Source organism: Pseudoalteromonas sp. BSi20495 (genome assembly GCF_000241185.1).
Lineage (GTDB): Bacteria > Pseudomonadota > Gammaproteobacteria > Enterobacterales > Alteromonadaceae > Pseudoalteromonas > Pseudoalteromonas fuliginea.
Window position 1 is genome coordinate 1 of the sequence record NZ_BADY01000024.1, and the last position, 15,761, is coordinate 15,761.

Genomic DNA, 15,761 nt, shown 5'->3' on the forward strand with positions numbered 1-15,761 from the left:
TGAGGCTGGCCTGCCTACTGCGCCATGAAATACGCAGCTAAACGGACAGCCACTCTTACGCAGCTAAACTCAGCTAAACTGGACAGCCACTCTAATTGAGCAGCTCAATCAGCTAAACTGGACAGCTACGCAGCTAAACGCGCAGCTAAACGGACAGCCACTCTTACGCAGCTAAACTCAGCTAAACTGGACAGCCACTCTAATTGAGCAGCTCAATCAGCTAAACTGGACAGCCACTCTAATTGAACAAACAAAATGTTGCCATAAAATTTAATTTGTAGGCTAATAATATATCTTTTATCGACAGGTTATTTTTATTTCATCCATCAAATAAGTCACTAGCGCTCTTAATCTAAATTGCACGCATGAAAATGACTGCATGGTGCAGTTGTGATTTTTTACTGAATAGTTTTACTGAGTAGTTTAAATTTTATGCCAGTAGCTTTTCGCAGTTACTGATATTCGCTCGCCGCTTTCGGTTTAAGTTTTCACAATAACCTTCTTGTGAGACTGGCCTGCCCACTGCGCCATGAAATACACGCGTAAATTGTGTGGTGAGTTTTAACCAGTTTTCTGGAGATATATTCACTCTTTCTAGCAAAGGCAAGTGTGTACTCTCAATATACCCTCGCTTATTTTCTCGTATACAACGTCCTGTTAATTCAACAAGTTCAAGGTACGATTTAAGCTCAAATGGCAGCCCTTTTGGCATTATTTGACGTAGCATGCCTGAAAAGCGCTGTAGTTTTTTTGGTTGTTTACCATCCTTTGCATACGTCAAACGCTGTTTGATGCTGGTATGGCCTGAATCCTCTGGAGTGTTAGCCATTTTAGCTCTAATGGGATTTAAGTCGACATACGCCATGCAGGCCGCTAGGGCTGCTTCATCTAGTAATGCTTGCGATTTGAATCTACCCTCCCAGAACCTCCCTGTGCAGTTATCTTCTTTATTTGCTCTGCGAGCAATGTCTTCATTTAATAGCCGCATAAACCAACTGATACTTGATAAGCGCTCTCGGTATTGCTTAACCGTTTGATTGAAAAAGATGAGTTCAACTTTACTTAGCTTTTCACCTTGTACATATTTTTGCGTTAGCAATGTGCCTTTACAGAGTTTATGCCAGCGAATAATAATCGCTTTATCGTTTAATCGATTCGCTTTTTTATCATCAACATACAGTACTAAGTGGGTGTGATTACTCATAACAGCGTAAGCACATACATCAATACAAAATACCTTCGCTAATTCAAGCAGCTTATCTTCAACCCACCCTCGTCGATGCTCGTAAGATTGACCAGTAAAACGGTCTTCGCCACATAAAAATGCACGGCGCACGCAACGCGAAATACAGTGGTAGTATTTTGTATCAACCAAACTTACTTGTCGTTTTCTTGCAATTGCCATAAGACACCCTGCTTGTTTTTTGTACTAATTAAAAACTAGCCTTTAATTTTGAAAAGTGCAAAATTTAGGATGGGTGTCTAGTTTATTTCCTGCAAAATTTAGGATGGGTGTCTAGTTTATTTCCTGTTTTGAAAAGTGCAAAATTTAGGATGGGTGTCTAGTTTATTTCCTGCAAAATTTAGGATGGGTGTCTAGTTTATTTCCTGTTGTTGCTTCTCTATGTGATATCAAATTAAGAGATCTGTGAACTAAGGTTGTAATCCCTGCTGTTAATGGAACTACGGGACGCCCTAAGGCATTTAAGACGCCACACAATAAAGAGTTTACATTTGATGGTGAAAGGTTAGTGAGTGATGTAGCAATGTCAACTTTTTCGAGCATTATGATCAGTGATAGCGTTCATAGATTGATTTCCTTACATAAATGATAATTAATTTTCTATTAAGACTCAGCCAGCTAGTAGTGCCTGTTGTTTAACAAGGTGTTGCTGGAATTGCTCGGCGTAGTCTACTGATACTGCAGCTATAACACTCTCTCGTGATGCTAGGGCTACTCGCCACGCTGTGACGCGAGGTAGGTTCTCGAAGATTGGCTGAGACACGGTCGGATTAAGTAGGTCGAAATAGCGAAAGATGGGAGCAAATACAGCATCGACCATGCCGAAGCTAGTGCCATTGAAATAAGGGCCTTCAGTAAGCACAGCTTCCAGTTGCTTTAGCTTGTTCCGAAATGCTGTCTGCTTGCTATCAGCGATGAAACTATCCTTAGCGTTAAGGAATTGCCAAGCTTCAGTGAGTGTTGAAGAGCCAAACTCGACCCAACCACGCTGCTGAGCTTTAGCTAGGGCATCAATTGGATAGAGATCAGCACCACTCTGAGATTCTTCGAGATATTCACAAATCACCATACTTTCAAAGATAATCGCTTCAGAATTATCTGTTTGGCTTATCTTCAGTAATGGAACTTTACCTAATGGCGACAGTGCCAAGAACCAATCAGGCTTGGCGGAAAGGTCTACGTTGATCCTTTCAAAAGGGACATTTTTTTCCATCAGCACAATCGCCGCTCGCTGAACGAACGGGCATAATGGATGGCTGATAAGCGTAAGTTGAGCGTCCGTCATTTTACTCTCTCTAATTATAGTAAGGATAAAATAAAGTGAAGACAGCTGCTTAAAGCAGCTGACCACCAGAAATATCAAAGGTCGTTCCGTTAGCCCAAGCCATGTCATCAGATAAAATAGCCGCGACAGCCTGGCCTATGTCGTCAGGTAAACCAACGCGTCCTAGTGCAATACCTTGTGCTACATAAGCGTTAATATCATCGTTATCACGTACTGCACCACCGCCGAAGTCAGTGGCGATAGCGCCGGGAGCGATTGCGTTCACGCGGATACGTCGTTCACCAAGCTCGACCGCCAAGTAACGAGTTAGTACTTCAACGGCCGCTTTCATTGACGCGTAAAGGCTGTAGCCAGGCATAGTAAAGCGCACGAAGCCAGATGAAACATTTAGAATGCGTCCACCGTCTTGGATAAGAGGAAGTAGCTTCTGGGTCAGGAAGATAGGCCCGCGCAGATGCGTAGTGACAAGTGATTCGAATTGCTCTTCGCTCGCATCGGCGAAATTGGAGAACAGACCGTTGCCAGCATTGTTAACAAGAAAATCAAAGTTTTCACGGCCAAAATGGTTTTTTAGAGTGTTTGCTATGTTCTCTGCGAATGCTGGGAAGCTTGATGTGTCAGTGACATCAAGTGCCAGCATTTCTGCTTTACCACCTAGAGCTTCAATTTCTTGTTTTAGCGTCTCAGCTTCTGCTGCACCGCTACGATAAGTGCCGATGATATGAATGCCACGTTTAGCTAGGTTAAGTGCCATGTTGCGACCAAGGCCACGGCTAGCGCCAGTAATAAGTGCGACTTGATTAATCATAAATTTTCTCTCTAATATAAGGTTTAAATTCGATGCGTCTTACGACGCCTTTTTGACCTTTTCATGATAAATAATATTTGACTAATACAACACGCCGAATAAACTCAACTTTTTGCCTGATTGTCTCAATTATCTTGTATGGTGGAGGATCGTTGCTATAATCAATTGATGAAAAATGAATTGATACCTCACCTTGATATCACCCTACGCCATGCGCAATCGGGGTTGACTATTACACAGATTCCACGTGTAGATATTACTGTGGGCCAAGGTTCTACAGACAAGGCTCCTTGCCTGTATCGCTCGATGATCTGCTTTATCTTGCAAGGTTCAAAACGTGTTGCGATTAACGACAACCTTTTGAACTACGATAGTGAGCAATATCTTATCAGTGCACTTGATTTGCCTTTGATAGGACAGATCTTCGATACAGAAGATGGATTGCCTTATGTGGCTATATCCCTCGTACTGGATCCAGCTATATTGGCGGAACTAGCAGCGACTATGCCACCGATTAGCGATGGCATACAAAAAGGAATTGGTGTTGAGATAAACCCAATGAATGCACCGCTTCGTGATACTTTATTGCGCTTATTATCATTGCTCGATACGCCTGATGATATTCCCGTTCTTGCGCCTATGATTGAGAGAGAGTTGCTTTATCGACTCTTACAAGGTTCGCAAGGGCGTTTGCTACGTCAGATCGCTCAGCCTGACGGGGCCTTAAATAGCATCCGAAGGGCTGTTGCTTGGATCAGAGATAATTATAATGTTCGACTAAAAATTGAGGCTTTGTGTGATATCAGTGGCATGAGTCGGGCCAGTTTGCATCGTCATTTTCTATCAATGACAGGCTTCAGTCCTATCCAGTATCAGAAGCAACTTAGATTGCAGGAAGCCCGTCAGCTTTTACTTGCTGGCGAGCATCGTGCCTCTGACGTCGCCTTTGTGGTTGGTTATGAGAGCGCATCGCAGTTTAGTCGTGAATATTTGCGGCAATTCGGTGCCCCCCCTGCACGTAACGTACGAGAAATACGCAAAGAGATCGCTGTGAATAAGTAAAAGGTGAACAGCTTGGTGAATGGCTGGCCGACGCTAGTCATATCATTGTACAGAAAACCCTTTCATTGTCTGACTGTTTTTGATGCTTTCTTATAAGGGTTAAAACAGCATTATGGACAAAGCACAAAGTGCCATTATGCCTGCACAAATTTGATTGAACCGCCTGACTAACAGCATATCCGTAAGGTAGTGTTTGATCACTACACCAAACCAGGCCCAGATGCCAACACAGGGAAAACTCACAACAGCAAAAAGAACGGTATATAGCGCTAGATCCTCGAATAAAAACACACTAGGCAGACAAGTAGATATAGCGACGCTTGCCATAATCCAAGATTTCGGGTTAATAAACTGGAAAAAAGAAGCTTCGATAAAACTCATAGGATTTGATGTGACAGACTGCTTGGCATCACTGGCGCTTCCCAACATATTCGAAGACAAATAAAGAATATAGGCCGCACCACTATATTTCATGACTGCCTGAATATAAGGAAATATAGTAAAGATTTCATGTAATCCCAAACCGACTAAAAGTAGCATGAGTGCACTTCCAACACTTGCGCCAGATATGTGAGCAAGTGTTTTATACGCACCAAAACGGACACTTGAAAAAAGGACCATGAAATTGTTAGGTCCTGGGGTGACGGAAATAACGATCGCTAGTACCAGAAAGGAAGTTAACTGCTGCGCTGTGATACTCATTTTATCCAATCCTGCTGTCGTTTTTTTTCCTTATCGTCACCAAAAATTTGGGGCATTCTTCCATCTAAAACCGCTAATTTGAAGCACTGAGAGCTTTTAATTCCGTTTATCTCATCACTGAGGATGAAAAGAAAAACTAAATAAAAATTTTTCATATAACCTTTTGTTTTAATTTTATAAGTAATATCCTCATAATTAACTTATAAAATTAGTTTATCAATAGGTTTTCTTAAGATGAATAAAGATGCGAATGTAGTTCAAAAAAAACTGATTAAACAGCCGAAATTGGATGCCAAGGACCGAATATTATTAGCCATACTTTCGGAAGACGCTTCACTAAGTTATACGGAACTTGGGAGTCAACTGCACCTTTCTGCACCGGCAGTACATGAGCGAGTCAAACGGCTTAAAAAAGAAGGTGTTATTATGGGCACTGTCGCTAAACTGGACAGCACAAAAATCGGGCGAACGTTGCTAGCATTCATCCATATCGATACCTCAAGCTGGGCTGTAACACGTTCAATACTCTCTTTAAAGTCGCTTTCCGAGGTAGAGGAAATTCATACCGTAGCAGGTGATAGTGCTATGCTACTAAAAGTCAGAACCCAAAATACTCAGTCACTAGAAGCCCTATTGGAAGTGATTCATTCAATTGACGGTTTTACAGGAACGCGCAGCTATATTGTATTAACCCCTCACCTTGAAAGAGGACCGACCCCACTACTGTTAGATTAGAACTGAAGTGCTAACGACAGCTCTAATTATCAGCTCAATAGTAAAAGCATGTTTCTATAAAATTATCAATAGCTCGTATTACTCGGCTGGATTTAAAACCTTGATACCAACATTCGTAAATTTACTTCTTACGATATCACCGTAGGTTGATTTTGATGCTGATAAAATTCAAACCATTGCCGCTGCGTTAACGGGCGGCAATAGTAATAGGCTTGGATCACATCGCAGCCTAAATCCAATAAGTAACTATAATGGGCAAGCTTTTCGACTCCTTCAGCGATAACTTGTAAATTAAGACTATTCGCCATTGCCACTATCGCGGCAACAATCTCACTTTTAAAAGTATTCTAGCCTGATAATTATATACAGAGACCCTCGAAGTTTTCGATAGCTTTGCCTTAGGATGTCAGCTCATGGCTTTCAATAAGAAACTCGTATATCTCCTTGCAAGATAACGCGCCAGAAAGTGGGATGCTGATCCAGTGCTCTTTATTCATGTGATAAGCAGGCAAAATCCCCTCTTTTTGACGCAATGACCCTATGTACTCTGGTCTGCCCTTGACCTCAAGTACGTCGATTTCATCGTCTGTCTCAAGCCCAAGTTTAGTTCCAGGCACATTCATGAGGATTGCGAACCACTTATTACCATCATCATGACGTAATACTGCATAGCTTGGCAGATTTTTCCAAAGGTACTCTGGCTCGGAATTAAAATTTTCCCGAGCATATTTAAATAACGTTTCTCTTTTCATTGTAACCTTCCTGATATTTTTATGATGACTGAGAGCTGCTTTAGTGTGTTTACTTGAAGAGCGAATTTTTCCGCTTTAATTATCCTGTAATCAAAGACATTAATTATCGTTATTCTTTAGATAGTTCAACCGTTGAAGGCGTTGATTGATTTCTGTCTCATCACCTTCGTCTGTCGGAAAGTAGTAACGATGGCCTAATAATGCATTGGGCATAGTCTGCATTGTCGTTGTTTTATCCGTGTAATGATGAGCTAGTTTATACCCTTTACCAAAACCAATTTCTTTCATGAGCTTAGTTGGAGCATTACGCAGATGAAGAGGGACAGGTTCACATGGCGCATTTTTGATGTCTTTTACTACCTTTACCCTAGCCTGATAAATGGCGTTTGATTTGGGTGCAAGAGAAAGGTAAGTCACAGCTTGGGTTAAATGAACGTCACATTCTGGCATTCCCAGCATCTGACAGGATTTGAAAACATTAACGGCCAGATTCAGAGCATTGCAATCGGCTAAACCGATGTCTTCGCTTGCAAAACGAATCAACCGCCGCGCAATGTACACAGGGTCTTCTCCTCCTTCCAGCATCCTTGCGAGCCAGTATATAGCGGAATCAACATCGCTATTACGCATCGATTTATGTAAAGCAGAAACTATGTTGTAGTGTTCTTCACCATTTTTATCATAGAGCATAGATTTACGATTTAACAAATCATAAAGATGTTCTTGGCGAATAATAATACCACCGTTTTCTATTTTATCACCATTAATCACGGCCATTTCTAATGTATTTAATGCGGTTCTCGCATCGCCATTCGCAAAGTTAGCAATAGCTAATAAAGTGTCATCATCATACTTTACATCGTATTCTGCCAAGCCTTGAGAAGAGGTGAGAGTGCGAGTTAATAAAGTCATAATGTCTGAAGAGCTTAGGCTTTCAAGCACGAATACCTTTGCTCTGGACAGTAATGCCGCATTGACTTCAAAAGAAGGGTTTTCTGTAGTGGCACCAATAAGAATAATGCTGCCTTTTTCAACATAAGGCAGAAATGCATCCTGTTGTGCTTTATTAAAACGGTGTATTTCATCAACAAAGACCAATGTTTTTTGGCCAATCTGCCGAGTTAGCTCAGCCTCTTCCATTATTTTTTTTATGTCTTTTATGCCGCTTGTAACAGCACTAAAGCTGATGATGCGTGCTTTTGTTGATTTTGCGATAATTTCAGCAAGTGTGGTTTTTCCAATGCCCGGAGCGCCCCAAAATATCATTGACGAAATTGAGTCTAGCTCAATCATGTCACGCAATATTTTACCCTTTCCCAATAAATGAGATTGACCGACAAAATCATCTAAGGTCTCCGGTCTCATCCGGATTGCTAATGGCCTGTTTCGCTGTGAATCCTGATGAAAAAGAGTGCCCTGATGCATGTAACCTCGTTATAGGATTGAGATATTGTATCTAGTGATAATGGTCATATACTATATGGACAGGAATTTTATATAAAGGCTTTATATGGCCATGAATGAGGCTTTTTTTGGACAATAATCAACTTGTGTTAAACGATAGTCTTGGCTGTGTGACATTTCAGCCAGCTGGGTTACATTATGTCTACGATCTGGAAGTTGTTCGTGTTTCAGATTTACAATCTCGCAGCTGTAAACTTGGTTTCCAACGACATTATTTGTATGAATGCCCGTTAATTATACTTGTCACTGAAGGTGAATGTCGGCAGTGGATTGATTTTGAGCCAGTTGATTGCCATAGAGGAAGCCTTATTTCGGTTAAAATAGGACAAGTTCATAGTCTTGGAAGCCACAGCGGATGGGATGGATACATGCTACTACTAAGGCCTGAGGGCTTCATTCAGGATGCTCAGATTCAATCGTTGTCATCACTTCCCGCAATCTGCTCTTTGAATAATAAAGACAGTACCGTGGTTGAAATAAGTTTAAAGCAAATACATGAAGATAGTTTGCGGTTCTATAATGAACTTTCTTCCGAGCTGCTTCGATTTCAGCTCCATGCTTTGGCTGCAAGACTAAATCTCTTAGTTACGGAGCAAAAAAGCTTATCGATACTAGACAAATCAGGACAACGCTTTCTGTGTTTTCTGCAATGTCTAGAACAGCATTTTAAACAATGGCATAGCCCAGTTAGATATGCACAGAGCATGGCGTGCAGTGAAAAGACATTGTCCCGAATTTGTCTAGGGAACAGTGGCGAAACAGCCAAAACACTGATTACAAAGCGAATTACTTTAGAAGCCAAACGCCTGCTCTGTTACAGCGATCTTAATGTTTCAGAAATTTCCGAACAGCTCGGTTTCAGCGCAACGACATATTTTTGTAAGTTTTTTAAACGTGAAACCAAACTGAGCCCTATTGTTTTTAGAAACCATAACGGATTATAACCGTTCTGCTTTTAGGTACTTTAATGTTATTAAAATACTCTACTCTTTGTTATTCAATTGATTTAACAAGCGTTTTATATGATTTTCTACTACTTCCTGCATTTCTGACTTTGTAGTTTCGCTTAAATTAGGAAGATACAATAGCCCCCCGCTATAGACATAACCGCCCCATGTCATTTCACAATACATCGCTAAGCTTTTAAACGGTGGCAGAAAATCATTAACTGGGTAGCCTTGTTCGCCATCGTAACGGTAATCTTCCTCCGGTCCGCCTGAAGTAAACGACAGTATTAACTTTTTTCCTTGCAAATGAGAGCCTGTCGAACCATAAGCAAAACCGTGCGCAAACACGTCATCCAACCATTTTTTCATCAATGCGGGCAAGCCGTACCAGTACATTGGAAATTGCAGCACAATCACGTCTACTTTTTTTAAGCGCTCCTGCTCGGCGGCAATGTCAAATTCATAATTTTTGTGTGCCTGATGTAGATAATGGATACTTCCTTGCGGAAGACGGTTTCCCAGTTGTTGCATGATATATTTGTTAGAAAAAGATTCGGTGTCTAAATCTGGGTGTCCTGATACGATTAAAATATTGCTCATGATTGTTCCTTTTTTTAAATGGGAGGTATTATTTTTAACTCGCTATAGACACTCGAAAATTTCCACATTATTGGTTTTTTAGTCATAGCTTTGGTTTGGGCCAAAACAGGTGAAGCTGGCCTAGTTTTCCGTAAATATAGAGAGCTTCGGTAGCTACATATTTTCTATGTTCGCCTCTGATAGTTTTGATATTATATGGACATTAATAGATAAACAAGGCAGAAAACTGCCTAAGTGATAGCAAATATGGGACATGATATTCGAGAGTTGAATTTTTCTGCCTGTCAGGCTCTGCCGCACCCTTGTTCAATTGAAGTTTATACTTCTAGCGAGATAATGAGTTGTAGTACAGCACAGATTACGCAGACTAGTTATCGCTATGGTTGCTACATGTTGGTGTGGGTCACTCAGGGCAAAAGTCAGCAATGGCTGGATTTCAAGATGATGCAGGCAGCCGCAGGTACGTTGATTGTGGTTAAACCAGGACAACAGGTACATTGTTTTGGCAGCGACACTGATTGGCAAGGCTGGGTAATGTTGTTTCAACCAGAGGCTTTGAAGCGCGCAGTTTCATCTGAAATAGACATAGAGCAACTGCCGAGTATTAGCCACTACAGCGACGAAACTGTAAGCGTGTTTACACAAATTACCCAAGACAGCCTGTAGTGCATGACTATATTGCAACTTGTTTACAACATATTGCTGAGCAGCCAAGTAGCCTTGAGCTGCTACCCTGGAACATTAAATAAAGCTAGGTGTCGTTAGCTATACGCTTGCTTACTCTACAAACTGATATGACAATTGGGTTGATGTTTGTATTCGCTCTGCCTAAAAAGTAGCTGCCATCTTGAGATATTTGCTCAAAATAATCTAAGTCAAAATACCCTGCATTCGCAAGTAATAATATATCTTCAAGCGCGTGACTGCCCGTTAAGAAGGCAGATTTCGAGTTTGATTATGAAAGCTAGGTGTCGTTAGCTATACGCTTACAGTGTTACCTACTTCTAATTCTGTTGCTTCAAAGCTCAATGTTTGCTCTAGATCACCAAAGACGTCTAATACCCAAGATTGCATGCGTTTATCGTAAGTAACAGTTCGCGCCAAGTCGATGTACTTCTGCGTAGTTGAAAAGCTGGAATGACCCAATAGCGACATAAGCTTGTACTGGATAAAGCCAAGTAGTAAATCATTTTCTAATAAAAAACGAGCCAATGATGTTGCAAAAGTAGCGCGTAAATCGTGAAATGAATGAGTAAATCTTACCTTACTGCTTGAAAATTCTTTTGCTGCTATCGAAGTTATATTGGTGATTGAACCTTCATTTAAGCGCTTGCCTGAACGATTGATAAATAATGGTTTATCAATCGAACTATTATGGTTATCCCATTTTGATGAACGATTCAGGCGTTCACCAGAGTTTTTATAAACCCATAAGCGAGTCATTAAGGAACGTGGAACTAGTATTTTCCTGTGCTTGTTGAACTTACCAATAATATCAACAGCATATACCTTGGTTTCATCAAGGTTCGTATCAACGATTTCAGATTCGTTAAGTAAAGTAACTTCAAAAGCCCTTAAACCGCACAACAAAGCTAAATCAGCCCACAATTTGCGTGATTTAGATTGCATGTAATCGGATGAGTAGAAGCTCCATAGTTCTTTTTGACTAAAAGGAGATAAACTATCATTTAACATTATTTTCTTCTGTTGATGTTTTTTGGGGATAGTTAAATCATTGGTTTGAACAACAATGCCACGATTATTATTAAAAGATGTAAATATTAAATCATGCTCAGAGCTAGAATGTTTTTTCTTGATTACTTTGTTGCTATATCTGAATGGCAGTTTTTCAATACGTTTTGTTTGCCAAGCCCATTCGTAGAATTGACGAACATGTGAGATATAAAGGTTAGCCGTATTGAGCGATAGTTCACTTCGTTTAACGCGGTCAATTAAGTGAGCCCGGAACTGATATGATGGGAGCCATTCCTTCGCTTTTTCAGATTCTGATACGGCATATAAGTCTTTCCAATCAATTCCTCTGTTTTCAAGCCAATTAAGAAAAATTTTTAATGAGTTGGCAATACTCTTGATTGTTTTTACTGTTACGCCGCCTAAAAAATTTTTTTGCCCTCCTTTTTTGGGCCGGAGAAATTTCCCTTTGTATCTATATTCAAGAAAAAGATTTACTTCTAGACATTCTTTTAAACGGGTGCCACTAGTTAATAACGAAAATTTCTCGGAAATGTGTTCGCGCTGATATTTAATTGAGCGTATCTGTTGGTTTTTAGATATATTTATCAGTTCTCCATCAAAAGATGGGGTAGTGACCCCATATTAATATCTGCTTTCACTATAGAAATCATAACACCCTCAACGCATGGGTAATGTAAATTACATGTTAAATTAAACTATAGTAACAAATTAAAGATTCATCAAAAATGTGATTAGTTTTAATGTAATGTAGATGTGACTAAGCCAGTGGTTCCTGAAACAAAGACAAAATCAGGTTTAAAACATTGCGCTAAGTAACCCTTAATACGAGTTTCAACAAGATTTTTGTTTTCAGAAAAACACATAGGCTCACTTTTATTACCATTAGTAATTAATGCGGTTTCAGTCTGCGGAAAAATAGCACAACCTGATATAATGGTTGTTAATAACGCCAAAGGTAGAAATTTACTCATAATATCCTTGTATGCCTAACACTTTAGTATTTATGCGACACGCAGTTTGTGTTGCATAATCGCTTGTTGGACTGAGGCGCTACCTGCTCGGTGTGTTCGCGTTGGTATTGTTTATGCTATGGGAATTTACTTTTTATGGCCTAACCGATACCTAGCCAATTTCATTGACGTGTATATCGTATCTAAGCTTTCCCTGCATTGCTCAGCGTTTATTATGTCCTTATTACACCTAAATTTAGCTTGATAAGCAACCACATTATTAAAACACACAGCCGCTATTAGCCTGAGCAATTAAGCAGGTTAACTTATTAATTTGATGCAGCAAGCAAGGCTGCTAACTCGTTCGCGCTATTTTATTTGTCGCCTCATCTAAATTCATCACACCAATAAATCGTAAGGTACCCGTCTTGCATGACTGGCAAGGCCAATGGGGTATTAATCGTTCTTGCTCTACCTTCGGCTTCACCGCTTTGCATGGGGTTGCTGATACTTGAGCCTTTATTAACCCTAACTTTCGTTTGCGACACGCATTAGCTAAAAAGCCATAGTGGCGAATGCGCATAAACCCTTTGGGCAATACATGTTGTAAGTAGCGCCGTAAAAATTCATCACAACTCAGAGTCATGACTTTATCGCGGTTGTTATCTGCATAATCGCGGTATTTAAAGCTCACTGTTTCTTCAGTCGCTGACACTAATCGCGATTCTGACATCACGCCTTTTCGGGTATAACGTGCAAGGTAACTGACTAACTTTTCACTGTACGTTAAACAGGCTTTGCTATACACGCACCATTTGGCTGGCGTACTTATCTTCGCTAATGAACTATCGCATTCATTGAGCGCCGCGAGCATTTTTCCTCTAAAGACCGTTAATAATGCTTTAACGGGGTATAAATAACCTTTTTCTATTTCATGCCATTGCGCTTTATCAAGCGCACCTGCGGGTATCAAGCAATGCAGGTGAATATGCTGACTTAAGTTCTGCCCCCACGTATGCAGTACGCTTGTCATACCTAACTGACCATGCCTCTTTCGTTTCGCAAATTTACACAGCGTTTGCCATGCGGCTTTAAATAAACAGTGATACAACACGTTTGGGTTGTAGTGCGCAATGACATTTAACTCATGTGGGAGCGTAAAAACAAGGTGGAAATACCGACACGGTAATAAATCCTCCTGCTGTTTTTGCACCCATTTAGCCGTTGCCATACCTTGGTAACGTGGGCAATGACGGTCTCGACAACTACATCCAATTTGTTGTACTTCACTACAGTTATCACATTGCCATGCTTGGTAACCGAGCTGACCCGTTCTGCATGATTGAAGGTGCTGACAGACACGCAGTTGTTGATAGCTCATCGTATGATGCTGGCGATAATTCTCAAGATGTGAGTTTAAAATATCAGCGAGGTGTAAAGCGCTCATTGTTTACTCCAGCTCGCAAGTAAATCAATGCCGCCATGACCTAACTCTGGTAACCAATGTAAATAACTTTGTGTGGTTTTAATATCACTGTGACCAAGCTGATGTTGCAGTTGATGAAGTGGCATACCTGATTCAAGTTGGTGTGTTGCATAAGCATGGCGTAATACATGTGGATTACAGTGCTTTAAACCACACATTTGTGCATGTTTTTTCAATGCCTTTCTGAAGCTTGAGGGTGACATGGGTTTATCCATTAACCATCGTGAATAAAACATCCAGCCCGTTGGGTGATATATTTTCCAATAGCAACGTAATTGATTTAGCACGCTATCTGATACAACAACATAGCGTGACTTATCTCCTTTACCCTGTTCAATTAAAATGGTTTTACGCTGTCCATCGATATCTTGCACTTTGATGCGCAGCAGTTCGCCAATACGCAAACCACATCCATAACACACCACTATCAATGTTTTTAAGCGCATATCCGTGCAACTTTCTATAAGTCGTCGAATATCATCACGCGATAAATAAGTAGGTGCCCGAGGTTTTGCTTTAGGCAAGGCTATGTCTAAGTTCAATGGGCGATGTAAAATATTCTTAAACAGAAACCAAATGCTGTTTATTTGTATTTTTTGACTCGCTCTGGAGAGCTTGCGAATGGCGGGATCTTTAAAAAAGATATTCAGCTCATCATCAGTAATTAAATCGAGTGGTTTATTAAAATAATGGCTGAGTTTAAGCAAATGCTCGCAGTAACTTTTACAGGTACTTTGTGAATAACCACGGTAGGCTATTTCAGTTTTGACTTGTTCAATGAGTGTATTCATGACTTACCTCCAAATATGGGATAACCCCAAGGTAAGTGTGGCTCAAATGGTCAGAATAGGATCTCCGCGTAGCGGCTTAGTTCAACAGCTTTATCAGAGGACACTTTCCTCTTTTTATGATTAATGTATGTCCCCTTAATTGTTTTTCATATTAATAACAAATCCTGTAACACATTGCCAGCTTTAAACTTTAAGTCAGGCTGTTCTTTTATTAAAATGCAGAAAAGAGGAAAACGTCCTCATTTCTTGACTTAGGAGGAAAAACGCCAATACTGTATATAAATACAGCTAATTGAGATTTAAAATGAAAACTAAGTTCCCTTTCCTTAATAGTATTATCAACTATATGTATAGCCATCATTATGCTAAAAAATCTATTGAAACTTATGTCTTTTGGATTACTGCCTATATCCATTTTCATAATAAGCGGCACCCTACCAGTATGGGCAATAATGAAGTTGAAATATTTTTAAATCACTTAACAGTCACTAAAAAAGTGGCAGCGAGAACACAAGTAACCGCCAACAGAAACTTCCTGTCGTACTTACACAAACTGAGGTATCGCTATTTTTTAGAAATATAAATAAACGACATTATTTGATATCAAGCCTGCTATATGGAAGTGGTTTACGGCTGATGCAAGCAGTAAAAATAAGAGTTCAAGATATTGACTTCGACTATAAAAACATACGCATTTGGAACGGTAAGGGTAATAAAAATCGTATTGTGACACTTGCTGAAGAATTAATACCAATGCTAAGAAATCAAATAATTTAAGTTGATGAATATTTACAGTTAGATTTAAAAAATGATGCGTACGCCGGTGTATGGATGCCTCATCGACTTAGTAAAAAACACCCAAGCGCTAATAAGTCTTTACAATGGCAGTTTTTGTTCCCATCACATAAATTAAGTACGGACCCTGAAACAGGAGAAATAAGACGTCACCACTTAGATCATTCAGGGGTAAGAAAGGCAGTTAAACTATCTTCAGCAAAAGCTGAAATTAACAAACATGTTACGCCACATACTTTGCGCCACTCTTTCGCTACGCATTTGCTGCAAAGCGGCGCTGATATCCGCACAGTACAAACACAGCTAGGTCACAGCGATGTGCGCACTACGCACATAATACCCGCTGTATTGAATTAGTGAGCAATTATAGCGACAAATAAATAGCTCAGTAACAAGGCAAAAACTTAGTTATATAGTTTATCTAT

The 15,761-nt window shown here is 40.1% G+C and carries 16 protein-coding genes and 1 pseudogene; 5 read left to right on the plus strand and 12 right to left on the minus strand.

Features of this window, described 5'->3' with window-relative positions; genetic code table 11:
• Positions 1 to 430 precede the first annotated feature (430 nt).
• The 3 genes from P20495_RS16655 to P20495_RS16645 form a co-directional block, all read right to left on the minus strand.
• Entirely contained in the window at positions 431 to 1,405 is a 975-nt protein-coding gene (locus P20495_RS16655) for a transposase (RefSeq protein ID WP_008134282.1), read from the minus strand.
• 448 nt (positions 1,406 to 1,853) lie between these two features.
• On the minus strand, positions 1,854 to 2,528 hold the full coding sequence (locus P20495_RS16650; protein WP_008134283.1) for a glutathione S-transferase family protein: 675 nt from the start codon (positions 2,526 to 2,528) through the stop codon (positions 1,854 to 1,856).
• Positions 2,529 to 2,577: 49 nt separating this feature from the next.
• On the minus strand, positions 2,578 to 3,336 hold the full coding sequence (locus P20495_RS16645) for an SDR family NAD(P)-dependent oxidoreductase (protein ID WP_008134284.1): 759 nt from the start codon (positions 3,334 to 3,336) through the stop codon (positions 2,578 to 2,580).
• 138 nt (positions 3,337 to 3,474) lie between these two features.
• Here P20495_RS16645 and P20495_RS16640 point away from each other — a divergent pair, with 138 nt between their 5' ends.
• On the plus strand, positions 3,475 to 4,398 hold the full coding sequence (locus P20495_RS16640) for an AraC family transcriptional regulator (protein ID WP_008134286.1): 924 nt from the start codon (positions 3,475 to 3,477) through the stop codon (positions 4,396 to 4,398).
• 99 nt (positions 4,399 to 4,497) lie between these two features.
• Here the strand turns inward: P20495_RS16640 and P20495_RS16635 are convergent, their stop codons facing one another.
• Positions 4,498 to 5,100 (minus strand): LysE family translocator, encoded by a 603-nt coding sequence (locus P20495_RS16635; RefSeq protein WP_008134287.1) that lies wholly within the window; start codon positions 5,098 to 5,100, stop codon positions 4,498 to 4,500.
• 234 nt (positions 5,101 to 5,334) lie between these two features.
• Here P20495_RS16635 and P20495_RS20135 point away from each other — a divergent pair, with 234 nt between their 5' ends.
• A complete protein-coding gene (locus P20495_RS20135; RefSeq protein WP_050548455.1) occupies positions 5,335 to 5,835 on the plus strand; it encodes an Lrp/AsnC family transcriptional regulator in 501 nt (166 codons plus the stop codon).
• A 128-nt stretch (positions 5,836 to 5,963) separates the two neighbouring features.
• Here the strand turns inward: P20495_RS20135 and P20495_RS21460 are convergent, their stop codons facing one another.
• The 3 genes from P20495_RS21460 to P20495_RS16630 all read right to left on the minus strand — a co-directional run bounded on the left by P20495_RS21460 (position 5,964) and on the right by P20495_RS16630 (position 7,952).
• Positions 5,964 to 6,164: an EAL domain-containing protein gene (locus P20495_RS21460; protein ID WP_277910881.1), complete on the minus strand. Its 201-nt coding sequence runs from the start codon at positions 6,162 to 6,164 to the stop codon at positions 5,964 to 5,966.
• A 69-nt stretch (positions 6,165 to 6,233) separates the two neighbouring features.
• Positions 6,234 to 6,587, minus strand: coding sequence for an MmcQ/YjbR family DNA-binding protein (locus tag P20495_RS20140; protein ID WP_033015104.1), 354 nt, complete (start codon positions 6,585 to 6,587; stop codon positions 6,234 to 6,236).
• Between the two features lie 99 nt (positions 6,588 to 6,686).
• A complete protein-coding gene (locus P20495_RS16630; protein WP_202945843.1) occupies positions 6,687 to 7,952 on the minus strand; it encodes a replication-associated recombination protein A in 1,266 nt (421 codons plus the stop codon).
• A gap of 167 nt (positions 7,953 to 8,119) precedes the next feature.
• Here P20495_RS16630 and P20495_RS16625 point away from each other — a divergent pair, with 167 nt between their 5' ends.
• Complete coding sequence (locus tag P20495_RS16625; protein WP_158308533.1) at positions 8,120 to 8,995, plus strand: AraC family transcriptional regulator; 876 nt, start codon at positions 8,120 to 8,122, stop codon at positions 8,993 to 8,995.
• 39 nt (positions 8,996 to 9,034) lie between these two features.
• Here the strand turns inward: P20495_RS16625 and P20495_RS16620 are convergent, their stop codons facing one another.
• The gene (locus P20495_RS16620) at positions 9,035 to 9,598 is read right to left on the minus strand and encodes an NAD(P)H-dependent oxidoreductase (RefSeq protein ID WP_008134293.1); all 564 of its coding nucleotides are present in this window, start codon (positions 9,596 to 9,598) and stop codon (positions 9,035 to 9,037) included.
• A 336-nt stretch (positions 9,599 to 9,934) separates the two neighbouring features.
• On the opposite strand from P20495_RS16620, the gene P20495_RS21900 reads away from it, so the two are divergent.
• Positions 9,935 to 10,264: an AraC family ligand binding domain-containing protein gene (locus P20495_RS21900; protein ID WP_158308534.1), complete on the plus strand. Its 330-nt coding sequence runs from the start codon at positions 9,935 to 9,937 to the stop codon at positions 10,262 to 10,264.
• A 312-nt stretch (positions 10,265 to 10,576) separates the two neighbouring features.
• Here P20495_RS21900 and P20495_RS22390 read toward each other — a convergent pair whose 3' ends face one another.
• The 4 genes from P20495_RS22390 to P20495_RS16610 all read right to left on the minus strand — a co-directional run bounded on the left by P20495_RS22390 (position 10,577) and on the right by P20495_RS16610 (position 14,541).
• Positions 10,577 to 11,293, minus strand: coding sequence for a site-specific integrase (locus P20495_RS22390; RefSeq protein ID WP_008134295.1), 717 nt, complete (start codon positions 11,291 to 11,293; stop codon positions 10,577 to 10,579).
• 758 nt (positions 11,294 to 12,051) lie between these two features.
• Complete coding sequence (locus tag P20495_RS16615; RefSeq protein WP_008134296.1) at positions 12,052 to 12,285, minus strand: hypothetical protein; 234 nt, start codon at positions 12,283 to 12,285, stop codon at positions 12,052 to 12,054.
• 334 nt (positions 12,286 to 12,619) lie between these two features.
• Complete coding sequence (locus tag P20495_RS20155) at positions 12,620 to 13,711, minus strand: IS91 family transposase (protein ID WP_033015109.1); 1,092 nt, start codon at positions 13,709 to 13,711, stop codon at positions 12,620 to 12,622.
• On the minus strand, positions 13,708 to 14,541 hold the full coding sequence (locus P20495_RS16610; RefSeq protein WP_008134300.1) for a tyrosine-type recombinase/integrase: 834 nt from the start codon (positions 14,539 to 14,541) through the stop codon (positions 13,708 to 13,710). Before P20495_RS16610 ends, P20495_RS20155 begins: the two co-directional genes overlap by 4 nt.
• A gap of 304 nt (positions 14,542 to 14,845) precedes the next feature.
• Here P20495_RS16610 and P20495_RS20160 point away from each other — a divergent pair.
• Positions 14,846 to 15,693 (plus strand): annotated as a pseudogene (locus P20495_RS20160) (integron integrase).
• Positions 15,694 to 15,761: the final 68 nt, after the last annotated feature.